Annotated in this window: 19 protein-coding genes and 1 pseudogene; 10 read left to right on the top strand and 10 right to left on the bottom strand. The window is 70.5% G+C overall.

Annotation, left to right across the window (positions count from 1 at the left end; translation table 11 throughout):
• Nucleotides 1-146 precede the first annotated feature (146 nt).
• Complete coding sequence (locus SAVERM_RS44780; RefSeq protein ID WP_037644969.1) at nucleotides 147-563, bottom strand: hypothetical protein; 417 nt, start codon at nucleotides 561-563, stop codon at nucleotides 147-149.
• A 571-nt stretch (nucleotides 564-1,134) separates the two neighbouring features.
• On the opposite strand from SAVERM_RS44780, the gene SAVERM_RS17130 reads away from it, so the two are divergent.
• Entirely contained in the window at nucleotides 1,135-3,195 is a 2,061-nt protein-coding gene (locus tag SAVERM_RS17130) for a restriction endonuclease (protein WP_010984739.1), read from the top strand.
• 50 nt (nucleotides 3,196-3,245) lie between these two features.
• Here SAVERM_RS17130 and SAVERM_RS44775 read toward each other — a convergent pair.
• Both SAVERM_RS44775 and SAVERM_RS17125 read right to left on the bottom strand, forming a co-directional pair.
• Nucleotides 3,246-3,400, bottom strand: a pseudogene (locus SAVERM_RS44775) (DUF4291 family protein); the annotation flags it as partial.
• Nucleotides 3,401-3,455: 55 nt separating this feature from the next.
• The gene (locus tag SAVERM_RS17125; RefSeq protein WP_010984738.1) at nucleotides 3,456-4,049 is read right to left on the bottom strand and encodes a DUF4291 domain-containing protein; all 594 of its coding nucleotides are present in this window, start codon (nucleotides 4,047-4,049) and stop codon (nucleotides 3,456-3,458) included.
• A gap of 300 nt (nucleotides 4,050-4,349) precedes the next feature.
• Here SAVERM_RS17125 and msrA point away from each other — a divergent pair, with 300 nt between their 5' ends.
• Nucleotides 4,350-4,862, top strand: coding sequence for a peptide-methionine (S)-S-oxide reductase MsrA (gene msrA / locus SAVERM_RS17120; RefSeq protein ID WP_010984737.1), 513 nt, complete (start codon nucleotides 4,350-4,352; stop codon nucleotides 4,860-4,862).
• Between the two features lie 246 nt (nucleotides 4,863-5,108).
• On the opposite strand, the gene SAVERM_RS17115 is transcribed toward msrA, so the two are convergent.
• The gene (locus tag SAVERM_RS17115) at nucleotides 5,109-6,227 is read right to left on the bottom strand and encodes a hypothetical protein (protein WP_010984736.1); all 1,119 of its coding nucleotides are present in this window, start codon (nucleotides 6,225-6,227) and stop codon (nucleotides 5,109-5,111) included.
• A gap of 218 nt (nucleotides 6,228-6,445) precedes the next feature.
• Between SAVERM_RS17115 and SAVERM_RS17110 the strand changes: the two genes are divergently transcribed.
• Nucleotides 6,446-7,600 carry a cystathionine gamma-synthase gene (locus SAVERM_RS17110; RefSeq protein ID WP_010984735.1) on the top strand — a complete coding sequence of 385 codons (1,155 nt, stop codon included), beginning with the start codon at nucleotides 6,446-6,448 and terminating at the stop codon, nucleotides 7,598-7,600.
• 27 nt (nucleotides 7,601-7,627) lie between these two features.
• Here the strand turns inward: SAVERM_RS17110 and SAVERM_RS44770 are convergent, their stop codons facing one another.
• The 3 genes from SAVERM_RS44770 to SAVERM_RS17095 all read right to left on the bottom strand — a co-directional run bounded on the left by SAVERM_RS44770 (nucleotide 7,628) and on the right by SAVERM_RS17095 (nucleotide 9,248).
• Complete coding sequence (locus SAVERM_RS44770) at nucleotides 7,628-7,876, bottom strand: hypothetical protein (protein WP_037644971.1); 249 nt, start codon at nucleotides 7,874-7,876, stop codon at nucleotides 7,628-7,630.
• Nucleotides 7,873-8,373, bottom strand: a complete 501-nt coding sequence (locus SAVERM_RS44765; RefSeq protein ID WP_010984734.1) for a sigma factor-like helix-turn-helix DNA-binding protein — start codon at nucleotides 8,371-8,373, stop codon at nucleotides 7,873-7,875. The genes SAVERM_RS44770 and SAVERM_RS44765 overlap by 4 nt, the downstream gene beginning before the upstream one ends.
• 368 nt (nucleotides 8,374-8,741) lie before the next feature.
• Nucleotides 8,742-9,248 (bottom strand): MarR family winged helix-turn-helix transcriptional regulator, encoded by a 507-nt coding sequence (locus SAVERM_RS17095; protein ID WP_078234425.1) that lies wholly within the window; start codon nucleotides 9,246-9,248, stop codon nucleotides 8,742-8,744.
• A gap of 164 nt (nucleotides 9,249-9,412) precedes the next feature.
• Between SAVERM_RS17095 and ilvA the strand changes: the two genes are divergently transcribed.
• Nucleotides 9,413-10,642 (top strand): threonine ammonia-lyase, encoded by a 1,230-nt coding sequence (ilvA, locus tag SAVERM_RS17090; RefSeq protein WP_010984732.1) that lies wholly within the window; start codon nucleotides 9,413-9,415, stop codon nucleotides 10,640-10,642.
• Nucleotides 10,643-10,907: 265 nt separating this feature from the next.
• Here ilvA and greA read toward each other — a convergent pair whose 3' ends face one another.
• Nucleotides 10,908-11,405, bottom strand: coding sequence for a transcription elongation factor GreA (gene greA, locus SAVERM_RS17085; RefSeq protein ID WP_010984731.1), 498 nt, complete (start codon nucleotides 11,403-11,405; stop codon nucleotides 10,908-10,910).
• A gap of 168 nt (nucleotides 11,406-11,573) precedes the next feature.
• Nucleotides 11,574-11,972: a DUF4307 domain-containing protein gene (locus SAVERM_RS17080; protein ID WP_010984730.1), complete on the bottom strand. Its 399-nt coding sequence runs from the start codon at nucleotides 11,970-11,972 to the stop codon at nucleotides 11,574-11,576.
• 176 nt (nucleotides 11,973-12,148) lie between these two features.
• Between SAVERM_RS17080 and mca the strand changes: the two genes are divergently transcribed.
• A complete protein-coding gene (gene mca / locus SAVERM_RS17075) occupies nucleotides 12,149-13,000 on the top strand; it encodes a mycothiol conjugate amidase Mca (protein ID WP_037644974.1) in 852 nt (283 codons plus the stop codon).
• Nucleotides 13,001-13,012: 12 nt separating this feature from the next.
• Nucleotides 13,013-13,327 (top strand): hypothetical protein, encoded by a 315-nt coding sequence (locus tag SAVERM_RS17070; protein ID WP_010984728.1) that lies wholly within the window; start codon nucleotides 13,013-13,015, stop codon nucleotides 13,325-13,327.
• Between the two features lie 106 nt (nucleotides 13,328-13,433).
• On the opposite strand, the gene SAVERM_RS17065 is transcribed toward SAVERM_RS17070, so the two are convergent.
• Nucleotides 13,434-16,634 (bottom strand): tetratricopeptide repeat protein, encoded by a 3,201-nt coding sequence (locus tag SAVERM_RS17065; protein ID WP_037644978.1) that lies wholly within the window; start codon nucleotides 16,632-16,634, stop codon nucleotides 13,434-13,436.
• 217 nt (nucleotides 16,635-16,851) lie between these two features.
• Here SAVERM_RS17065 and SAVERM_RS17060 point away from each other — a divergent pair, with 217 nt between their 5' ends.
• The 4 genes from SAVERM_RS17060 (at nucleotide 16,852) to SAVERM_RS17045 (ending at nucleotide 23,181) form a co-directional block, all read left to right on the top strand.
• The gene (locus SAVERM_RS17060; RefSeq protein ID WP_010984726.1) at nucleotides 16,852-18,879 is read left to right on the top strand and encodes a thioredoxin domain-containing protein; all 2,028 of its coding nucleotides are present in this window, start codon (nucleotides 16,852-16,854) and stop codon (nucleotides 18,877-18,879) included.
• 203 nt (nucleotides 18,880-19,082) lie between these two features.
• Nucleotides 19,083-20,345, top strand: coding sequence for a glycosyltransferase (locus tag SAVERM_RS17055; RefSeq protein WP_037644980.1), 1,263 nt, complete (start codon nucleotides 19,083-19,085; stop codon nucleotides 20,343-20,345).
• Nucleotides 20,342-21,982: an ArnT family glycosyltransferase gene (locus SAVERM_RS17050; RefSeq protein WP_010984724.1), complete on the top strand. Its 1,641-nt coding sequence runs from the start codon at nucleotides 20,342-20,344 to the stop codon at nucleotides 21,980-21,982. Before SAVERM_RS17055 ends, SAVERM_RS17050 begins: the two co-directional genes overlap by 4 nt.
• Nucleotides 21,979-23,181, top strand: coding sequence for a glycosyltransferase (locus SAVERM_RS17045; protein ID WP_010984723.1), 1,203 nt, complete (start codon nucleotides 21,979-21,981; stop codon nucleotides 23,179-23,181). Before SAVERM_RS17050 ends, SAVERM_RS17045 begins: the two co-directional genes overlap by 4 nt.
• The last annotated feature ends 144 nt before the right edge of the window (nucleotides 23,182-23,325 follow it).

Genomic DNA, 23,325 nt, shown 5'->3' with positions numbered 1-23,325 from the left:
GATGAGCCGGCGCCCGCCGGTTCGGGCATGAAAGCCCCCAATTGCGACGGTTGGTTGTCTGACGATCTTGTGCTTTCACGGACGTAGGCGGGCCGGCAGTTCGTCTGCGGCAGGGTATGGGCGCTCTTGTGGCAGTAGTGGGGAGGTCATCCGAGAGCCATACCAGGGAGGAAGGCCACGAGCCCGGAGAGGAAGCTGCCGATTGCGGCCAGTGTGACGAGAGCGGCCTTCCCGTCCGAGAAGAGGCCGGAGCAAAACTCGCGTACTTGGCGTCGAAGGATCAGCATCTTCATCTTCTGCCAGCGATGTTGGCGGATGTGGCAGCCCATGAGGAGACCGGTTGCGTTGTTCCGGCAACCGTCTTCCCTTCCCCTGACAGGGGCTCCGCACGTCACGGGTGCTTGGAAGAAGCACCAGATCAGCACCAGCGCCGACAGGGTCGCGACGACCACAGGCCCCGCGGCCCTGTTGATCCAGGCGGCGATTAGCAGAGCGCCGACGACGACGCCCCACCACTGCCCCAATCCACCGAGTCGACTGCTCCCTGCCCCCGAAGTCGCCATGCCTGTAATCGTGGCGAGGAGTCCGGCGAATCATGCCCCTGGGGATTGGCTTGACCGAAAGTGGGTCCCAGGACGGCTGATCTTCTGTAAGCCGGATCGCCCAGACCGCACCGGACTAGGCCGTGATGCCCAGACCGCACCGGACTCGGCCGTGATGCCCATCGCGATGCTCGGTGCCACGGCCGGTTGGTGGGGTTGAGCTTCGGGCGGGCTACTCCTCCGTGACCCCGGAGCAGGGGCGACGCCCGTCGGAGAAGGCGCCCCCAGCTGACCGTGCCGCCGCGAGCCATCAGCACTCGTGCCCCTGCCAAGCCTCGTGCTCAGCCCCCCTCTCGCTGGTACGCCCACGCAGGATCAACGTTGCCAAGGCCGCACCGCTCGGGCACTGCCGCGCGGTACGGTCTTAGCTACCCTCCGGTCACTTGACCTGCACAGATGGCCCGAGAGGGTTGCCTTTGACGAGTGGATATGCGGGAGGGCGATTGCTGGATAGAGTCGTCTCGTCACAACTGGTTGTGGGGACAACCAAAGGCCTTTCGGCTGTCGACGTCCTGGGGAGGGCCTGCCGCATATGAGTCGTCGCTCTACTGGTTTGGTCGGCGTGTGGGCCGAGGTGCAACGGCAGCAGCAGCGCCAGATGGAAGCCGAGGCCAGACAGCGGAGACAAGAAGCTCAGCAAGCACGGGCCTACCAGCGGCGAGCTGCCCAGAGCCACCGCGAGTACAGGCAGGCGGAGGCGCTACGGCGCACGGAGGAACTGGACGCACAGGTCGCGTCGCTGCAAGGCCTTCTCGCTGCGGGTTGTCAGGCTCCGGCTTTCAGGGCTTCCTCGCTCATGCGACCCGAGGAGGTCCAGCCCTTCGCCCCAGGACCGTTGGCGCAGCCCGTGCCCATGCCGGATTTCCATCAGTACCAAACGCAAAGTGGTTGGACCGCGAGTCGCCGTGCTCAGGCGCAGACCGAAGCGCGGGCGCGCTTCGAGCGGGACTGGCACGCCGCCCAGGCCGCAGAGGCCCACAGACAGCAGCAGCTGGCGTCGTACCAGCGGGAGTACCAGCAGTGGGCCGATGCTCAGCTGGCCGAGGTACGTGCGCACAACGCCGGCGTCGTCGCGGTGACCGAAGGCGTGCGGCGTAGAGATCCCGACTCCGTGGTCGAGTACTTCTCCGCCGCTCTCTACGCCTCAACGGCGTGGCCCGAAGGTTTCCCACGTCAGGTTGCGGCGGCCTACGACTCAGCAGCCCGGCAGCTGGTTCTCGATTGGGAGTTGCCTGCCTACGGCATCGTTCCAGAGGTCAAGTCCGTTCGGTACATGTCCGGGGTCGATCAGGACAAGGAGACCCCCCGTCCGGCAGGCCAACGTCGAGCTCTGTACCGGGAGGTTCTCGCGCAGTGCCTGCTGCTCGTGCTGCACGAACTCTTCGCCGCAGATGAGCTGGGCGCGCTTGAGTCCGTGGCCCTGAACGGGTTCGTGGACGGACACGACCCTACGACGGGCCGGCCCGGCCATATCTTCCTCGCGACGGTCATGTCCCCGCGCTCTTCGTTCCGTGACCTGCACCTGGCACAGGTGGACGCGGGCAGTTGCCTGTCTGACGCACTGCGAGGGCAGCTCTCGGCCCGGCCGGACCAACTCACACCGGTACGGCCGAGCCGGCGGCCGCAAGACGTCGGGAACCGCGTCGTCGCTCACGGCAGCGATGAGGAACCGGACCTGTACGACATGGATCCGATCGCCTTCGAGAACCTTGTCGCCGAGCTCTTCCGGGCCATGGGAATGCAGGCGGTGACGACCCAACGCTCAAACGATGGCGGCGTGGACGTCGACGCGCTGGATCCGGCACCGATCCGAGGCGGCAAGATCGTCGTGCAGGTCAAGCGCTACCGCAACACGGTGCCCCCGACCGCCGTACGCGATTTGTACGGGACCGTGCAGGACGCCGGTGCCAACAAGGGTGTCCTCGTCACGACGTCAGGGTTCGGCCCTGGCTCACACACGTTCGCCAACGGCAAGCCGCTGGAACTGGTCTCGGGCTCCGAGCTCGTCGACCTGCTGCACAGACATGGGCTGCGCGGGCGACTGGGAGAGGGTGGTCGTCAAGCCGCGGCGCAGCCGACACCGTCGGATCCGAACACTCGGCTGCCCGACGACTACAACGTGCTGGGCATGTCGTGGACCGGAAGCGTGGCCCTGGACGTGTGTGCACTTGTCTGCCGTGGCAACCGCGTCCTCAGCGACGATCACTTCGTCTTCTTCAACAACCCGCAGACTCCGGACGGCTCAGTGCGCGCTCTTCCGGCCGCTGCGCCGGACAAGGCCGCGATCTGCGTCTCGTTCGACGGGTTGCCGTCGGAGGCTGATCGGCTCGTACTCGTGGCCGCCATCGACCCGGAGGTCAACGCGGACGCCGATCTCTCCGGCTTCACGGATGCCTGCATCCGGCTGCTCGATCCCGGTATGGCCGAGGTGGGACGGCTTGAGGTCTCTGACGGCCGAATCCGTGAGAGGGCCTTGGTGCTCGGGTCCTTCCGCCGAAGGTCCAACGGGGACTGGGACTTCGTACTCGGCGGCAAGGGCTACCCGGGCGGTCTGGAGGAACTCGTCCAGGATTTCGGCATCGTGGTGGCGTAGGTCCGCCTGAGGTCCGCATGCTGCCGGCGCCAGGGATCGTGCTGTGAACGCGGCTTGATGACCCACGTCATGCGGCCCCGCTTCCACGCGGCGGGAAAGCGGTCGTCGTGGAGGGCGGGCAGTCCGATTCGGGGGAGTATGCCTGGTAGACGGTGATCGTGGATGCCGTGTGGAGTGCGTGGATCCCGTGGTGCGGTTCTTCCATGGCGTACAGCGTGGAGCCGCAAGTGGGCGCGGCCACTGAACTTTTATGGTTGTGGTCACGGACGCAGGTGGGCCGGCAGTTCGTCTGCGGGAAGGTAGGGAAGCTCCTGCGGCAGTAGCCGTGCGGCCGAGTCGAGGTCGCCGTTGCCGACGAGCGTGCGGATCTCGCGGGCGAGTGGGGTCACGTCGCTGATGCTGACCGTCCATTCGTCCGCGTAGCGTCGTGCGGCTTCACCGGCCAGGCCGAGTTGCAGGGAGCGGTACGGCAGGGCTTGAAGGTGCAGGTCGCGCTCGGGGTCCCACTGGATGCGAGTGGGTGCGTGCTTCAGCTGACGCTGCCAGGTGGCGCGGTCGGGGTGCACACCGCGGACATAGCTCGACAGGCACGCGTGGCGCAAGGCCCACTCGAAACCGTCTCGGGTGATCTCAACGGCCAGGACGGTCTCCTGACCTGCTTTCGCGCCCCAGCCGCAGCGGTACATCATCCACAGGAACGACGGCTTGATCCACGTCATCCGGTCCCGCTTCCACGCCGTGGGGAACCGGCCCTCTCGGACCGCAGGCAGGCCGATTTCCGGGGAGTAAGCCTGGTAGACGGTGATCGTGGATGTTGTGTGGACCGCCCGGATCCTGCGCTGGGTTTCTTCCATGGCCTACACCCTGAGGCCGGGGCGGTGCGTGCGACCACTGATTTTCGGCGGTCGGTCCCTTTGTGCGCGAGGTGGCAGCAGCGGCGTGCCCCCAGTGCCGCAGCACCACCACGTCGGCAGGTCGGTGCGCTCCTCGCGGTGGCCGGTGGCCGGTGGCCGGTGGCCGGTGGCCGCAGGGCCGGTTGGGCGGGCACGGAATCGCCTGGAGCCCTCGCGCGTTGAGCGGAGTGGGCATGGGTGCCGGTGTGTGCGAGCCGCGTAGCCCGAGTGACCGAGCTGACAGATATTGGAGGGGCCGCAATGGCTGCGCAGACGCAAAGGGCCGTCCTGGCGGGTGGATGCTTCTGGGGGATGGAGGACCTGATCCGCCGGCTCCCGGGCGTGACGGCGACCCGGGTCGGATACACCGGCGGGGACGTGCCGAACGCGACGTACCGAAACCATGGCACGCACGCGGAGGCCATTGAGATCCTTTTCGACCCCGCGAGGACCGATTTCCGCGCGATCCTGGAGTTCTTCTTCCAGATCCACGACCCGAGCACCAAGAACCGCCAGGGCAACGACATCGGCCTCAGCTACCGCTCGGCGATCTACTACGTGGACGACGAGCAGAAGCGGATCGCCGAGGACACGATCGCGGATGTGGACGCCTCCGGACTGTGGCCGGGCAAGGTCGTCACCGAGGTAGAGCCGGTCGGCCCCTTCTGGGAGGCCGAGCCCGAGCATCAGGACTACCTGGAGCGTTACCCGGACGGCTACACCTGCCACTTTCCGCGCCCGGGATGGCGGCTGCCCGCCCGCGCGGAGGGCTGACCCCGAGGCGGCCCGGCGCAAGGCGGAGGCTGACTGGCCAAAGCCCCACCGCCGGGCCTGCCTGCGCTTGCCGGACTGCTCCACAGCCGGGCCTGCTGGCGCTTGCGGGACTGGCGGTGCCTCGCTGTGGACGAAGGGTGCCGACGGCGGGGCACCAGCCAGGGAAGGGCGGAACAAGGCTCCGGCGATCCCGATCCATCCTGAAGCCGGGAGGCCGGGGCCCCGCCCCGCCGCTACGCCCGCCGCTCAGTGCGGCAGCGTCGCCGGGCTTCCCCCGTTCGCCTCGTACCCCGCCACCGCCAGTGCCCGGTATATCGCGTAGTCCGACGCCGGGTCGGACGTGAGGGTCCAGGGGAGTGCGCCGACGTGTCCGTCGACGTGCACCAGCTGGTTCATCGCCTCCGACCAGCGCTCGCCGCGGACCAGGAAGAACACCAGGAGGTGGCGCACATGCGCCAGCATCGGGTCGTCGGGACGGGCTGAGTGCACCGCGTAGAGCGCGCCGTGCACCGCCTTCGTCACGACCTCGCTCTGGTAGAAGCTGCTGACCAGGTTCACCTCGGGGAGGTGCTCGAAGACCGCGAAGAGGGGCATCGCGGCGAGCAGGGAACCCCGGGGGGCGCGAGCGGCGGCCGCCTCCGCGAAGGAGTACGCCACCTCCCGCGAGCCGTGCCACTTCTCGCACCAGTAGTGCAGCGCGGCCAGATGCGCTCCCATGTGCTCGGGCGCGCGGTCCAGGATCTTGAGCCACAGCTTCTCGAACTCCGCCTGCGGGTAGGCCAGCCCGCGCGCGATCGACAGCTCGACGATGTACGGGATCGGGTCACCGGGGGCCAGCAGCGCCGCCTCCCCGCACGCGACCTTCGCCTCCTCCATGATGATCCGGAACTCGTCCGTCCCCGGCGTCGAGGTCCGCCAGGCCTGCTGCACCAGGAACTCCGCGTGCACCGCCGCGCCGCCCGCGTCCTTCGGCGCCTCGGCCCGCCACACCCGCAGCCACTGCCCGCCGGGCGTCTCGCTCACCCCGCCGGGGTGCTGCTGCAACTCCAGCGAGGCCGCGCCCGCGAAGGCCTGCACCCGCTGCCAGCGTGTCTCGTCCGCCGTCTCCGTGCCGGCCAGCAGCTGGGACGCCGCCCGGTGGTCCTGGGTCCGCTGCACCACATCCAGGACGTCCAGCAGGTCCTCGTCCGGGCCGGGCATGCGGATGTCCAGCTCCTCCTGCCGCAGGAAGCCGTAGTTCGCCGGGTCCGCGGCGTCCGGGTCGCCCGGCGCGACCTGCTGAATACCGGCCCGCCTGCGCATGAGGACCGGCAGCAGAACCATGCTCATCATGGCCAGCGCCATCAGGACCCAGAGAATCTCCATGCCTCAAGCGAACCAGACGGCTCCGACAATTGGCCAACCCGGTCGGCGGTCCTGTGGAAAACCGTGCCGCGCGCGGCACGTACAGCCCTCCCGCATGCGGCAAAACCGCCCGGCCTGCGGCAAAACCTCCCCGCAAGCGGCCCCGACCCGGCGACCCGGCCCCCGCGCCGCACCCGTAGGCCGTCATCAGTCCCGCGAGCGGACTACGCTCGGTTCCCATGAGCGACAGGCACATCAGTCAGCACTTCGAGACCCTCGCGATCCACGCGGGCAACACCGCCGATCCCCTGACCGGCGCGGTCGTCCCGCCGATCTACCAGGTCTCGACCTACAAACAGGACGGCGTCGGGGGGCTGCGCGGCGGCTACGAGTACAGCCGCAGCGCCAACCCCACCAGGACCGCCCTGGAAGAGAACCTCGCCGCCCTCGAGGGCGGCCGCCGCGGCCTCGCGTTCGCGTCCGGACTGGCGGCCGAGGACTGCCTGTTGCGTACGCTGCTCAGCCCCGGCGATCACGTGGTCATCCCCAACGACGCGTACGGCGGAACGTTCCGTCTCTTCGCGAAGGTCGTCTCCCGGTGGGGCGTGGAGTGGTCGGTCGCCGACACCAGCGACCCCGAGGCCGTCCGGGCCGCGATCACCCCGAAGACCAAGGCCATCTGGGTGGAGACCCCGTCCAACCCGCTCCTCGGCATCACCGACATCCCCGCGATCGCCCAGATCGCGCGCGAGGCCGGCGCCAAGCTGGTCGTCGACAACACCTTCGCCACCCCCTACCTCCAGCAGCCGCTCGCGCTCGGCGCGGACGTCGTCGTGCACTCGCTGACCAAGTACATGGGCGGCCACTCGGACGTCGTCGGCGGTGCGCTCGTGGTGAGTGACCAGGAGCTGGGCGAGGAGCTCGCCTACCACCAGAACGCGATGGGCGCGGTCGCCGGGCCCTTCGACTCCTGGCTGGTACTGCGCGGCACCAAGACGCTCTCCGTGCGCATGGACCGGCACAGCGAGAACGCCACCAAGGTCACGGAGATGCTCACCCGGCACGCGCGCGTGACGCGCGTTCTGTACCCGGGCCTGCCGGAGCACCCCGGTCACGAGATCGCCGCCAAGCAAATGCGGGCGTTCGGCGGCATGGTCTCCTTCCAGGTCGAGGGCGGCGAGGAGGCGGCCGTCGAGGTCTGCAACCGCGCCAAGGTCTTCACCCTCGGCGAGTCCCTGGGCGGCGTCGAGTCCCTGATCGAGCACCCCGGGCGGATGACGCACGCGTCCGCGGCCGGCTCCGCGCTCGAGGTCCCCGCCGACCTCGTACGCCTCTCCGTGGGCATCGAGAACGTCGACGACCTGCTTCAGGACCTCCAGCAGGCCCTGGGCTAGACACGGTACGGGGCTCGAGAAAGGGCCTCACCAGCCGGTGAGGGGTGGAGTCGTCTGCGACGGCGGCTCCACCCAGGGGCGTGCCGTCGACGCCCACACCACGAAGGCGACGGCCGCGGCCAACAGCAGCAGCCACATCAGACGGCGGGCCACCGTACGGCGGCGCAGCATGCCCGAGCCCCGGCGTACGACCTCCGCGTACAGATCGGGCGGCACCGGGGGCGGCGTCCGCTCCAGCAGCCGCCGTACGGCCGCCTCCCGTTCGAGCCGGTTCACGACGGGGCCACCTCCATGACGTCGGCGGGTGCCGGTCCCCGCGGCGGATGCAGCAGCGTCGCCGTCGCACGGGCGCAGATCGCCCCCACGCGTTCGGCGGGCAGCCCGAGCAGCGCCGCCGTCTGCTCCTCGGCGACCCCCTCGTACATCCGCAGGACGAGGATCAGCCGTTCCTGGGGCGTCAGCCGGGCCAGCACACTGTCCGGGGACGGCCGCGACCGGCCGAGCCCGCCGTACTGGTGCCATGCCCCGCGCGCGAAGCGGACGGCCAGGTACTGGCGGGTCCGGTCGTACGGGTCCTCGCCGCGCAGCCGGTCCCAGGAGGCGTACGTGTGGGAGAGGGCCAGCGTCAGCAGGCGCCGCGCGCGTGGGTTGGCGCCCGGCGGCTCCGCCGTGAGCAGCGTGGCGGCGTGCAGCAGCCGCCCTGCCGCGCCCGCGACGAACGCCTCGAACTCCCGGGCTCGGCGGGCGCCTTGGGACGCATGCCGTTCTCGCACCGCGCCTCCCGCCCGACGGCGACCCTGAGGGGAACGGGGCCCCGGCCGCGTACGACGGACCGCACCGTGTACGACAAGGACCCGGTCTCATATGAGGCCAGGCCCGGCCCTGCGGTCAAGAGCCCGACGCACATGCGTGCGGAGGGCGAACACGGGCGAACACCGGGCGACGCGCGCGGGGAGCCCGTGGAACGGCTCCACGCGCGCAAGGGGCGGAGGGTTGCTGGCGCGAGCGCGCGCAAGGGACAGCGGGCTCCTGGCGCGCGCGACGGGCGCCGCGGAGTGCGCGACGGGCGCCGCGGAGTGCGGGACGGGCGCCGCGGAGTGCGGGACGGGCGCCAGGAGTGCGGGACGGCCGCCCCTGGCGGTCAGGAAGCGGGCTGGGAGTCCCCGGTCGGCATCCCCGGGGTGGACATGCGGTCCGAGAGCGCGGTGTTGAAGCGCGTGAGGAGCGCGGTGAACGCCTCGCGCTCCTGCGGCGCCCAGTCGTGTGTCAGCTCGGACATCAACTGACGCCTCGAGGAGCGCACTTCCTCCAGCCGGGACATGCCGCGCGGGGACAGCTGGAGCACCACGGCGCGCCCGTCCTCCGGGTGCGAGGTCCGCTTGACGAGGCCGGTGTCGACGAGCGGCGCCACCTGCCGGGTGACCGTCGACGAGTCGATCCCCATGCTCGCGGCGAGGGCCTTCACCCCCATCGGACCTTCCTTGTCGAGGCGGTTGAGCAGCAGATACGCGGCACGGTCCATGGAGTTGCGCACCTGCCCCACCCCGCCGAGCCGGGTCTGTTCGGCACGACGCGCGAACACCGCGACCTCGTGCTGCAGAGTGTCGAGAAGACCGGGTTCACCGACGGTCGTCATGTCCATCGACATTTCAGGTGTTGTGGGCATGGCCGGGGGCTCAATTCATGCGTGGGGAGCTGGGTTGGGGGACAGGGTACGCGGCTGGGGCGCGGGCCGTACCGACGCTGCGCAATCCCGTCTCGGGCCTTGGTCACACCCGCTGTGGCGGGGCGTGAGCTGCGAGACTGGTGGTCATGAGCTACAGCACAGCTGACTCCTTGCCCGCGGTGACGCTCGACGACGTACGGGGCGCCCAGAAGATGCTGGCGGGCGTGGCGCGCATGACCGGCATGGAGGGCAGCAGGCATCTGTCCCAGCTGGTGGGCGCGCCGGTGCACTTCAAGTGCGAGAACCTCCAGCGGACGGGTTCGTTCAAGCTGCGCGGTGCGTACGTGCGAATCGCGGGACTGCTGCCCGAGGAGCGCGCCGCCGGGGTCGTCGCCGCGAGCGCCGGGAACCACGCACAGGGTGTCGCCCTGGCGTCGTCGCTGCTCGGCGTGCGCTCGACGGTGTTCATGCCGAAGGCGGCCCCGCTGCCCAAGATCAGCGCGACCCGGGAGTACGGCGCCGAGGTGCGGCTGCACGGAACGGTGGTCGACGAGACGCTGGCCGCCGCGCAGGAGTACGCGGCCGAGACGGGCGCGGTGTTCATCCACCCCTTCGACCATCCCGACATCATCGCAGGTCAGGGCACGGTCGGCCTGGAGATCCTGGAGCAGTGCCCCGAGGTGCGCACGATCGTCGTCGGGATCGGCGGCGGCGGGCTGGCCGCGGGCATCGCGACAGCCGTGAAGGCGCTGCGCCCCGATGTGCGGATCGTGGGCGTGCAGGCGGCGGGCGCGGCCGCGTACCCGCCCTCGCTGGCGGCCGGGCGCCCGGTGTCCGTCGAGAACCCGGCGACGATGGCCGACGGCATCAAGGTCGGCCGGCCCGGCGACGTACCGTTCCGGATCATCGGCGATCTGGTCGACGAGGTGCGGACGGTGTCCGAGGGCAACCTGTCCAGCGCGCTGCTGCTCTGCCTGGAGCGGGCCAAGCTGGTCGTCGAGCCGGCCGGCGCGAGCCCGGTGGCGGCGCTGCTGCGGGAGCCGGGCGCCTTCGAGGGGCCGGTCGTCGCGGTGCTGTCGGGCGGCAATGTGGACCCCCTGCTGATGCAGCGGATCCTGCGGCACGGCATGGCCGCCGCGGGCCGCTACCTGGCCGTCCGGCTGCGGCTTACGGACCGCCCGGGCGCCCTCGCGACGCTGCTCGGGGTGCTGCCGACGGTCGACGCCAACGTCCTCGACGTGAGTCATGTACGGACCGACCCGCGGCTCGGGCTCACGGAGGTGGAGGTGGAGCTGCACCTGGAGACCAAGGGGCCGGAACACTGCGCCGAGGTGGAGCAGGCGCTGCGCGAGGCGGGCTACACGGTCATCGACTGAGGCCCGTCGCGGTCGGGCGTACGGCCTATGCGGCACCCGGTCCGGGCGGCCTCGGCGTCTGCTCGCCGGGCATGACGAGGCGGCTATGACGCGCGAGGGGCTATGACGCGCGAGCGGCCATGGCGTACGAGCGGCTATGGCGTACGAGCGGCTATGGCGTACGAGCGGCTACGACGAGGCGGGCACGACGAGGCCCCCGCGCCGGGCATGACGATGCCCCCGGCGGGTGAGCGCCGGGGGCATGCCGAGGCTGGTGTCGTAGGCGTCAGCCCTGGTAGGGCTCGGCCTTGAGGATCTTGACGGAGGCGAGCTTGCCGTTCGGCAGCTCGTACTGCGCGTCCTCGCCGACCTTCTTGCCGTTCACGCCGGAGCCCAGCGGGGACTGCGGCGAGTACGTCTCGATGTCGGCGCTCGCGTACTCGCGGGAGGCGAGCAGGAAGTCCAGCGTGTCGTCCTCGTCGCCGTCGAAGGCGATGGTCACGACCATGCCGGGCGCCACCGCACCGTCCGCCGCCGGCGCCTCGCCGACCTTGGCGTTCTCCAGGAGCTGGGTCAGCTGGCGCACACGGAGCTCCTGCTTGCCCTGCTCCTCCTTGGCCGCGTGGTACCCGCCGTTCTCGCGCAGGTCCCCCTCCTCGCGCGCGGCGGCGATCTTGGCAGCGATCTCCGTGCGCGCAGGACCAGACAGGTACTCCAGCTCGGCCTTCAGCTGGTTGTACGCCTCCTGGGTCAGCCAGGTGACGTTCTCACTGGTCTGGGTCACAGGTGCTCCTCGTAGGTACTGGGAATACAAAGCATCGCCCTACCCAGAAGAATGTTCCTTCACGGATGGGCGAAACCACGAGCCTAACAATTCAGCGGCTGAAGGGGGAGGACATAAGCCATCAAGATTACGTCACCGCAGGTCAGCGGGCAGGTGACAGGGATGATGTCAGTCGGCGTGACAGCCGAGCAGCTCCGCCGTGGTCCCCAGGGCGGTCGTACGGAGCGTGACGACCTTGTCGATGCGGGTGTCGTGCCCGGTGAAACGGAAGTCCGCGCGGCCCACCTCGGAACCGTCCGCCGCCTGGGAGCGCACGGTGCAGTAGCCGGTGGCATCCGCGTCCTTGCGCACTTCCAGATGCACCTTGACCACGTCGTCCGAGGCCTTGAAGGTGATCACTTCGCCGCTGATCTTGTTCTGCACGACGTAGTGGTACGCGAAGTAGCCGAACAGGGCGAGCAGGGCCACGGCCAGGATGCCGCCGACGATCTTGAGCTTGTGGTCGGCACGCTCGTCCGCGGAGCGGCCGTACCGGCCCTCGGGCAGCTGCGTGCTCGCCGTACTCATGATCGTCCTCTCGGCAGGGCCGGGACGAAAGTCCCGGAAGGGGCGCCCAGGGCGGGGCCCGGAATTATTCGCCCCCCGATTCGGTCACTATAGAAGCCGCTCATCGCGCCGAATCACACCGGGCGCCGACTTGCCGACTTACTGAGGATTGAGCCTTGACTGATCAGTTGCGACTGATGGCCGTGCACGCCCACCCCGACGACGAGTCGAGCAAGGGCGCGGCCACCATGGCGAAGTACGTGTCCGAGGGGGTGGACGTGCTGGTCGTGACCTGCACGGGCGGGGAGCGCGGCTCCATCCTCAATCCGAAGCTCCAGGGCGACAAGTACATCGAGGAGCACATCCACGAGGTACGCAAGAAGGAGATGGACGAGGCGCGCGAGATCCTCGGCGTCAAGCAGGAGTGGCTCGGCTTCGTGGACTCGGGCCTCCCGGAGGGCGACCCGCTGCCTCCCCTGCCCGAGGGCTGCTTCGCCCTGGAGGACATCGACAAGGCGGCCGGCGAGCTGGTGAAGCAGATCCGCTCCTTCCGCCCGCAGGTGATCACCACGTACGACGAGAACGGTGGTTACCCGCACCCCGACCACATCATGACCCACCAGATCTCGATGGTGGCGTTCGACGGCGCGGCGGACACCGAGAAGTACCCGGAGTCGGAGTACGGTCCGGCCTTCCAGCCGCAGAAGCTCTACTACAACCAGGGCTTCAACCGCCCGCGCACCGAGGCGCTGCACCACGCGATGCTGGACCGCGGCCTGGAGTCGCCGTACGGGGAGTGGCTGAAGCGCTGGGACGAGTTCCAGCGTGCGGAGCGCACGCTCACCACCCACGTTCCCTGCGCGGAGTTCTACGAGATCCGCGACAAGGCGCTGATCGCGCACGCCACGCAGATCGACCCCGACGGCGGCTGGTTCAAGGTCCCGATGGAGATCCAGAAGAAGGTCTGGCCGACCGAGGAGTACGAGCTGGCCAAGTCCCTGGTCGACACCTCCCTCCCGGAGGACGACCTCTTTGCGGGCATCCGCTAGCCCTGAGGGACAATGCCTGACATGAGCGCAAGCGCGAGCCTGGCAATGACGCACCTCGTCCCCCTCGCCAAGGAGGTCGACCAGAACAAGGTCACCCCCGGCGTCCTCGGCTTCATCGTCTTCGCGGTGATGGCACTGGCGGTGTGGGGCCTGATGAAGTCGATGAACAAGCACATGAGGAAGGTCGACTTCGAGGAGAAGTCGCAGGACGGTACGCCGTCCTCGGACGCGTCCTCCTCCGGTACGCCTTCCTCCGGCCCGGTCGCCGCCGGCACGGCCGCCTCCGCCAAGGCGCCCGGCGGGAAGGCCTCGCCCGCCAAGGGCTGACCCCGCCGAGCCGACAGCACGCACGACTCCGTGACACCCGGCGGGTGTCACGGAGCCACGCGGGCACGGAGCCACGCGGGTGTCGCGGAGCCACGCCCCGGGACGGTCAGCGGGAAGCGGTCACCGGCACCCCCATGACCTCCCGGGCATGCCGGTCCGGCACCATCCGCAGACGCCAGGCCTGCCAGCCCGAGTCCAGGTTCACGCCTCGCTCCAGCAGCAGCTGGTACGCCTCCACGTAGTCGACCAGCTTGGTGTCCCGGAGCGGGTGCGAGGTACGGGACAGACGGCGCAGGTCCTCCTGGGCCACCGCCGTGCCGACCTCCACCCCGCCGGGAGCCGCGTACGGCAGCAGCGTGCAGCGCAGGAAACGGGCCCAGTCCTCCCCACGCCGGTCCCCGTACGAGGTGAACAGGTCCAGCGCCTCGTCGCACAGCGTCAGCGCCTGCTGGGTACGGCCGTTGCCCGCGTCGACCACCGCCAGCTCCAGGCACGTCCAGCCCTCGCCGTGGGCCACGCCGATGCGCTGGAAGTCCGAGCGGGCGTCGACCAGGAGCTGGCGGGCGAATCCCGAGTTCCGGAGCGAGCCCGTCTGCGCCGCTCGCTGGTCTCTCGTCACCCGGGCCGAATGGTGCCGCGCGCACGCCAGACCGTAGACGTCCCGCATCCGGGAGAACATCGTGCGGGAACGCTCCAGTTCACGGACCGCCTGGTCCAGGTTGCCCGTCTCCTCCAGGGCCTGGCCCAGGTAGTACACCGTCCAGGCCTCACCCCGCGCGTCCTCGTTGTCCCGGTGACGGGAGACCGCCTGGCGCAGCCCGTCGACCGCCGCGGACGCGTCCCCGGCGACCAGTCGCCCACGGGCCAGCTGGGTCAGGGCCCAGGCCTCACCGCGGGCGTCGCGCGTACGCCCGTACCGATCGAGGGCCTCCCGCAGTTCCGTGTCGGCGCGCGGTACGTCGCCCATGCGCAGGGCCAGCTGACCGAGCTGGAAGTGGGCCCACGCCTCACCGTGCACCGACTCGCCCTCGCGGTGCAGCACCAGGGCCTGGGTGAGCAGGTCGAGCGCCTCCGCCAGCCGGGCCCGGTCCCGCTCCACCGCCGCCAGCGCGTGCATCGTCCACGCCCGGTCCGCCGCCAGCTCGGGCGCGGCCTGGAGGTCCATGGCCTCCCGCAGCTTCGCCGCCGCCTCCGTCAGATTGCCCTGGTGGTGCAGGGTGATGCCGAGGGAGCCGAGCGCACGGGCCGCGCCCGCGTCGTGGTGCGCCTCGAAGTAGAGGTCCACGACGGACGACAGGGTGCTGCGGGCCTTGTCCAGCTCGCCCAGATGACGGGCCGCGATACCCGTACGCCACTGCACCGAACGGACCAGGAGGCCCTGGTCCACGGCTTGGGTCAGCTCGCTGATCTCGCCCAGCCGGTACAGGTCGCCGCGCAGCAGGCAGTAGTCGCACAGAGCGCCGAGAAGATTCAGGACCGCGGCCTGGTTCACCCCCTCCGCGTGCCGCAGAGCCGCCGTGATGAAGCTCGACTCGTCGTCCAGCCAGCGCAACGCCGTGTCCAGGGACGTGAAACCGTGCGGGCCGAACTGGTCCGCGCGGGTCGACGTCTTGCCGTCGACCAGACGGATCACCGAGTCCGCCAGCTCCGCGTAGTTCACGATCAGGCGTTCCTGCGCGGCCGTGCGGTCGGCCGGCTCCTCCTCGTCCAGCAGACGGGCCTGCGCGAAGGCCCGCACGACGTCGTGCAGCCGGTAGCGGCTGCCGCGGACGTGGTCGATCAGGCCCGCCCGGGCGAGCGCGTCCAGATGGCGGGCGGCCTCGTGCTCGTCCGTGGCCAGCAGCGAGGCCGCCGCCGCCGTGCCCAGGGACGCCCGGCCCGCCAGGGCCAGCCGGCGCAGCAGACGCCGGGAGACATCCGACTGGTCGGTGTAACGCAGCCACAGACAGCGCTCCACCGGCTCCACCGGGCCGTACGCCCCCAGATCGGCGGCCAGTTGCCGCGGGGTGCGCGGGCCCAGGGAGGAGCCCGCGATACGCAGCGCCAGCGGCAGACCGCCGCACAACTCCCTGATCCGGTCCGCCGACTCGGCGTCGTACGGTCCCGAGCTGTCCTGCGCCGCCGCGTTCAGCAGCTCCTCCGCGCCCGCCGCGTCCAGCGCCTCCACCGGGAGCTGGTGCACCCAGGCGGGCAGGTCGGCCGGCAGGTCCAGCGGCTTGCGGGCGGTCACCACGACCAGACTCTCCGACCGCTCGGGCACCAGCGTGCGCACCTGCTCCGCGTCCGACGCGTCGTCCAGCACGATCGTGACCGCCAGCCCCGTCAGATGCTGGTGGTACAGCTCGCTGAGCCGTCTGACCTGCTGGTCCGGTGAGGACCGATCCCGGAAGAGCAGCTGCTCACGCGGCGCGCCCAGCCGGTTGAGCAGATGCAGCAGCGCGTCCCGCGTGGACAGCGGCGGCTCCTCGGGGCTGTCGCCGCGCAGATCCACCACGCACGCGCCCCGGAACTGGTCCTTCAGCGCGTGCGCCGCCCGCACCGCCAGCGACGTACGCCCCGCGCCCGGCGCGCCGTGCAGCACCACCACCGTCGGCTTGGTCTCCGTGCTCGCCCGGGCCGCCTGCACCCACTGCGCGATCCGCGACAGCTCGGCGCGCCGCCCCGCGAACGGGCCGTCCGGCTCCGGGAGTTGACCGAAGGACTGCTCCAGGACGCTGCGCCGCCGTGCCGCCGCGCTCTTGTCGGTGCGCCGCAGCTGGGGCGCACCCTTCTTCGCGCCCGTCGCGGCCGTGATCACCCGCTGCTGGTCCAGGAACGGGCGGATGCCCCGTACTTCGAGCGCCGTCAGCCACTGCAACCGCAACTGCTCCGGGCCGCCCGGCTGGCCCAGCGCCCCGGCCCGGCGGCTCGCGGCCGGCAGATGCGAGGCGGTCACCTTCGCCACGGTCGCCGCGGCACCCACCACGCCCACGGCCGCACCGGCGCCGAACGCCGTCCCCGCACCCGTGCCGAGGGACAGGTCCGCCACGCAGGCCGCGACCGCCGCGACGGCCGCCACCAGCAGCGGCGTTCCGGCGCCCTCGCGCGCGTAGCGCTGACCGAACGTCAGCCGGCCCGCCTCCGTCTCGTCGAGGGCCCGCGTGTACGCCTCGTACTCCTCCGCGGCCGCCCGCGCCATGCCGTCCAGCGCTCCACGCGCCCGCGACAGCAGCAGCGCCCCGTCGGTGCGCCCGCCCGACCGGCGCACCTCCTCCTCCACAGCCCGGGCCAACAGCCGCTCGGCGTCCGCCCGATGACCGTCCCGCATGTCACGTCCCCCTCCGGCGGCAACTCCTCCGCCCACCAGTGTCCTTGGAGCGGGACGCGAGCGCGAGGGGGCCGACGATCACGGGCCTGCGGAGTGAGAGCTCCGGCGCCTGGACTCCGCGACCGGCACCGCCACCTTCGTGAAGCCGCCCCCGAGGAGGCGCGCCCGGTGGACCAGCGCATCTGTGCGACACCCGAGGCCGTGGGAGAGTGGAAGGGTGAACCGACTGGCCCATGAGACGTCCCCGTATCTGCTCCAGCACGCCGACAATCCCGTCGACTGGTGGCCCTGGTCGCCCGAGGCCTTCGAAGAGGCCCGCAAGCGGGGCGTACCCCTCCTGCTGAGCGTCGGCTACAGCAGCTGTCACTGGTGTCACGTCATGGCCCACGAGTCCTTCGAGGACGAGACGACGGCCGCGTATCTCAACGAGCACTTCGTGAACGTCAAGGTCGACCGCGAGGAGCGCCCCGACGTTGACGCTGTCTACATGGAGGCCGTACAGGCCGCCACCGGGCAGGGCGGCTGGCCCATGACCGTCTTCCTCACGCCGGACGCCGAGCCCTTCTACTTCGGCACGTACTTCCCGCCCGAGCCCCGGCACGGCATGCCCTCCTTCCGGCAGGTCCTGGAGGGCGTGCGCAGTGCCTGGACCGACCGGCGGGACGAGGTCGCCGAGGTCGCCGGGAAGATCGTGCGGGATCTCGCCGGACGCGAGATCTCCTACGGAGACAGCAGCACCCCGGGCGAGGAGGAGCTCGCGCAGGCCCTCCTCGGTCTCACCCGCGACTACGACGCCCGGCGCGGCGGCTTCGGCGGGGCGCCCAAGTTCCCGCCGTCCATGGTCGTCGAGTTCCTGCTGCGCCACCACGCCCGCACCGGCTCCGAGGGCGCCCTCCAGATGGCGCAGGACACCTGCGAGCGCATGGCGCGCGGCGGCATCTACGACCAGCTCGGCGGCGGTTTCGCCCGTTACTCCGTCGACCGTGACTGGGTCGTACCCCACTTCGAGAAGATGCTCTACGACAACGCCCTCCTCTGCCGCGTCTACGCCCACCTCTGGCGTGCCACCGGTTCCGAACTCGCTCGTCGTGTCGCCCTGGAGACCGCCGACTTCATGGTGCGCGAGCTGCGTACCGGCGAGGGCGGGTTCGCCTCCGCGCTCGACGCCGACAGCGATGACGGCAGTGGTCGGCACGTCGAGGGGGCGTACTACGTGTGGACGCCCGAGCAGCTGGAGCAGGCCCTCGGCCGCGAGGACGCGGAACTCGCCGCCCGCTGCTTCGGGGTGACGCGGGACGGCACCTTCGAAGAGGGTGCCTCCGTCCTCCAGCTCCCGCAGCAGGACGTCGTGTTCGACGCGGAGCGGATCGCCTCCGTCCGGGCGCGGCTCCTCGGGAGGCGGGCCGAGCGTCCCGCCCCCGGCCGCGACGACAAGGTGGTCGCCGCCTGGAACGGCCTGGCGATCGCCGCCCTCGCCGAGACCGGCGCGTACTTCGACCGCCCGGACCTGGTGGAGGCCGCCATCGGCGCCGCCGACCTCCTCGTACGCCTGCACCTGGACGAGCACGCCCGGCTCGCCCGCACCAGCAAGGACGGCCGGGCCGGCGCCCACGCGGGCGTCCTCGAGGACTACGGGGACGTCGCCGAGGGCTTCCTCGCCCTCGCCTCCGTCACCGGGGAGGGGGTCTGGCTGGAATTCGCCGGGTTCCTGCTCGATCACGTCCTCGCCCAGTTCACCGACCCCGAGTCGGGCGCCCTCTACGACACCGCGGCCGACGCCGAGAAGCTCATCCGCCGCCCCCAGGACCCCACCGACAACGCGACCCCGTCCGGCTGGAGCGCGGCCGCCGGCGCCCTGCTGAGCTACGCGGCCCATACCGGCGCCGAGCCCCATCGCACCGCCGCCGAGCGGGCGTTGGGCGTGGTGAAGGCGCTCGGCCCGCGTGCTCCCCGCTTCGTCGGCTGGGGGCTCGCCGTCGCGGAGGCGCTGCTCGACGGGCCGCGCGAGGTCTCGGTCGTGGGCCCGGCCGACGACCCGGCGACAGGGACCCTGCACCGCACGGCGCTTCTGGGCACCGCGCCGGGCGCCGTCGTGGCCGTGGGGACTCCCGGGAGCGACGAGTTTCCGCTTCTGGCCGACCGGCCCCTCGTCGGGGGAGGGCCCGCCGCCTATGTTTGCCGTAACTTCACCTGCGACGCGCCGATCACGGACGCGGACCGGCTCCGCACGGCTCTGAGCGGCTGAAACGCGGTTGAACGGGCCGTAGTCAACTGGTCCAAACGCGACAGGCGTTCGGAATGTTCAGTAAGTCCCACGAGTGTGAGGAAACACGCTCTTCACCAAAAAGGCCTGTGCGCTTCACAGTTCACTCATAGTCTCTGCATCGTGACGCGACGGTTGTGGCTCATCGTCGCGACAGGGGGCTTTTGGGGATCTGGGGGGATCTGGTGCTCACGTCTGTCTTCATTGCTGCCGTTTCGCTGGCTTTGTTCTGGATGGCGGCCTTCACCCTGTGGTGGCAGATGCACGCGTGGCGTACGCCCGAGGTGCTGGCCTCCACCCGTTTCAGCAGACCGGACGGCGGTGAGGGCCTGTCCTTCTCGCTGCTGCTGCCGGCGCGACACGAACAGGCCGTGCTGGACCACACGATCCAGCGCCTGCTGGAGTCCAGTCACACCGACTTCGAGATCATCGTCATCGTCGGGCACGACGACCCGGAGACCACCGAGGTCGCCCGGAAGGCCGCGGCCCGCGACGAGCGGGTGCGCGTCGTCGTCGACACCCACGAGAAGAAGAACAAGCCGAAGGCCATGAACACCGCGCTGCCGCACTGCCGCGGCGACGTGGTGGGGGTCTTCGACGCCGAGGACCAGGTCCATCCCGAGCTGCTCGCCCACGTCGACCACGCCTTCCGCTCCACCGGCGCGGACGTCGTCCAGGGCGGCGTACAGCTCATCAACTTCAACTCCAGCTGGTACAGCCTGCGCAACTGCCTGGAGTACTTCTTCTGGTTCCGCTCCCGGCTCCATCTGCACGCGCAGAAAGGGTTCATCCCGCTCGGCGGCAACACCGTCTTCGTCCGCACGGACGTCCTCAAAGAGGCCGACGGCTGGGATCCCGACTGCCTGGCGGAGGACTGTGACCTGGGCGTACGTCTCTCCAGTGTCGGCAAGAAGGTCGTCGTCGCGTACGACTCCGACATGGTGACCCGGGAGGAGACCCCCGGCAGCCTGATGTCGCTGCTCAAGCAGCGCACCCGGTGGAACCAGGGCTTCCTCCAGGTCTACCGGAAGAAGGACTGGAAGCAGCTGCCGGGCTTCGGCCAGCGGCTGCTCGCCCGCTACACGCTCATGACGCCGTTCCTCCAGGCGATCTCCGGCGTCATCATTCCGCTCAACGCGGCCGTCGCGCTCTTCCTCGACGTGCCCGTCGGCATCGCCTTCATCACCTTCCTGCCGGCCGTCACCGCGTTCGTCACCTTCGTGTTCGAAGTGGTGGGACTGCACGACTTCGGCAAGCAGTACGGGCTCCGTGTCCGCTCCGTGCACTACCTCAAGCTGATCGTCGGCGGCCCCTTCTACCAGGTGCTTCTCGCCGGCGCGGCCATCCGCGCGGTGTGGCGTGAGCAACGAGGCCGCAACGACTGGGAGTTGACCAGTCATGTCGGCGCGCATCTCACCGAAGTGATCCGAGAGGACGTTCCCGCGTGACCTCCACTCTTCCCGCGGCGACCACACCCAAGGTCCCCGCGCAGCGGTCCCGTGCACCCAAATTCGTCCCCAGCCCCCCGCGGATCCTGCGTTTTCGCAGCTCGCGCTCGGATCTGCTGCTGTGCGGTGCGCTCCTCGTGGCGATCCTGGTCGTGCAGGGCTGGAACATCGCCGACTACCCGACGCTCAGCGACGACGAGGGCACCTATCTCTCCCAGGCCTGGGCCGTCCAGGAGGGCAAGGGCCTCGCCCACTACACGTACTGGTACGACCACCCGCCCCTCGGCTGGATCCAGATAGCCCTGCTGACCTGGATCCCCGCGCACTTCAGCCCCTCGTCGATGACGGTCGGCTCGATGCGTGCGGCGATGCTGGTGGTCAGCGCGGTGAGCACGGTCCTCGTGTACGTGCTCGCCCGCCGCCTCTCGCTGCCGCGCTGGGCCGCGGGCCTCGCCATGGTCCTCTTCGGGCTCTCACCGCTGTCGGTCGTGCTCCAGCGCGAGATCTTCCTGGACAACATCGCGGTGATGTGGACGCTGCTCGCGTTCTGCCTGGCCGCCTCCCCGAGCCGCCACCTCTGGCACCACTTCGGGGCGGGGATCGCCGCGGCCGCGGCCGTCCTCACCAAGGAGACGATGCTCGTCATCCTGCCCGCCCTGCTGGTCACCATGTGGCGGCACGGCCACCGCGACACCCGTAAGTTCGCCCTCACCGGGGCCATCACCGCATGCACCCTGCTCGGCCTCTCGTACCCGCTGTTCGCCCTGCTCAAGGGCGAGTTGTTCCCCGGTGCGGGCCATGTCTCGCTGTGGGACGGCATCACCTACCAGATGAGCCGCCCCGGCTCCGGCTTCGTCCTCGACCCGGGCTCCGGCTCGTACGGAGTCCTCCAGTCCTGGCTCTACTACGACCGTGTCCTGCCGCTCGGCGGTCTCGCCGGGGCGCTGCTGCTCCTGGTGACCTGGCGCTGGTCGGTGACCGCGCGGGCGCTGGCCGGACCCGCGCTCACCGTGGCGATCCTCGCCCTCGTCGCCCTGCGCCCGAGCGGCTATCTGCCCGCGATGTACGTCATCCAGGCCCTGCCCTTCCTGGCGCTGGTCCTGGCCGGTGGTACCGCGAGCGTCGCCCACGCGGTGCTGCGCAGGTGGCGCGGCGGCGCGGAGAAGCCGTATGTGACCGGGGCGCGGTACGTCGTGGCGGCGCTGCTCGCGGCCGTCGCCGGGGCGTACGTCGTGCCGCACTGGTACGACGGCGACCGCACCGCCCTGACCGCCGACGCGAACGCCCCCTACCGGGCCGCGTCGGCCTGGCTGAAGACCGAGGTGAAGGACCCGGAGGACACCCGGGTCCTGGTCGACGACGCGCTGTGGCTCGACCTCGTCCACGACGGCTACCGGCCGGGCCTCGGCGTCATCTGGTTCTACAAGGCCGACCTCGACCCCGCGGTGACCAAGACGATGCCGCGCGGCTGGCGCGACCTGGACTATGTGGTCGCCTCCCCGACGGTACGGCGTGACGCGGTCGACCTGCCGCACGTCAAGGCCGCCATGGAGCACTCCGAGCCGGTCGCCACCTTCGGCACCGGCGCGGACCGGATCGAGATCCGTCGGATCCAGACCGTGGGAGGTTCCCGATGAGTCACGAGTCCACCGTTCCCGAGGAGCTCGGCGACCCGGTCGTACGGGCCGCCGAGGTCCCTGAACCCGGGGCCGTCACCATCGTCGTACCGACCTTCAACGAGTCCGCGAACATCAGGGAGCTGCTGCACCGGATCACCGAGTCGGTGCCGGCGCGGCTGCCCTGCGAGGTCGTCTTCGTCGACGACTCCACCGACGACACCCCCGACGTGATCTTCCAGGCGGCGCAGGACTGCCCGTTCCCGGTCACCGTGCTGCACCGCGAGGAGCCCGAGGGCGGGCTCGGCGGCGCCGTGGTCGAGGGCATCAAGGCGGCCGGCTCCGACTGGATCGTCGTCATGGACGGCGACCTCCAGCACCCGCCGTCCCTGGTGCCGGAGCTGGTGGGCACCGGTGAGCGGGCGAACGCCGGGCTCGTCGTCGCGTCCCGCTACATCAAGGGCGGCAGCCGCGCCGGTCTCGCGGGCGGGTACCGCATCGCCGTCTCGCGCGGCGCGACCTGGCTGACGAAGTCGCTGTTCCCGCGCCGGCTGCGCGGCATCAGCGACCCGATGAGCGGCTTCTTCGCGATCCGCCGCAGTGCGGTCACCGCGGAGATCCTCCAGCCGCTCGGCTACAAGATCCTCCTCGAACTGGCCGTACGCAGCCGTCCCCGCGAGGTCACCGAGGTGCCCTTCGTCTTCCAGGACCGGTTCGCGGGCGAGTCCAAGTCGACCGCGCAGGAGGGCTTCCGCTTTCTGCGCCATCTCGTCGGACTGCGCACCGCCTCGCCGATCGCGCGGATGGTCGTCTTCGGGCTGATCGGCGCCACCGGTTTCGTACCGAACCTGCTGGGCCTGTACGCCCTCACCGCGCTCGGCATGCACTACGTACCGGCCGAGATCCTCGCCAACCAGCTCGGGGTGGCCTGGAACTTCCTGCTCATCGAGCACCTGCTGTTCCGCGAGCGCCGGCGGCACCGCACCTGGTGGGACCGGGTGGGCCGGTTCGCGCTGCTCGCCAACGCCGACCTGGTGCTGCGCATCCCGCTGATCGCGCTGCTGGTCGGCAGGTTCGGTATGGAGTCGCTGCCCGCCACCGCGGTGGCCCTGGTGATGACGTTCGTCCTGCGTTTCGTGGGGACCGAGGCGCTGGTCTATCTGCCGCGCCGGGGCCGGGGGGCGCCGGACGGGAGCCGCACGGCAAGGAGAGCCATGTGAACATCCGTACCCTCACCACGCTCGGCAGACGCAGAACCGCACTGGTGGCCGTGGCCGGTCTCACCGCGGGCCTGCTGCTCACCTCACCACAGCCCGCCTCGGCCGCCAACCTGGTCACCAACCCCGGCTTCGAGACGGCCGGCA

This window comes from Streptomyces avermitilis MA-4680 = NBRC 14893, from assembly GCF_000009765.2.
Taxonomy (GTDB): Bacteria; Actinomycetota; Actinomycetes; order Streptomycetales; family Streptomycetaceae; genus Streptomyces; species Streptomyces avermitilis.
This window is presented reverse-complemented; position numbering and strand designations above follow the sequence as displayed.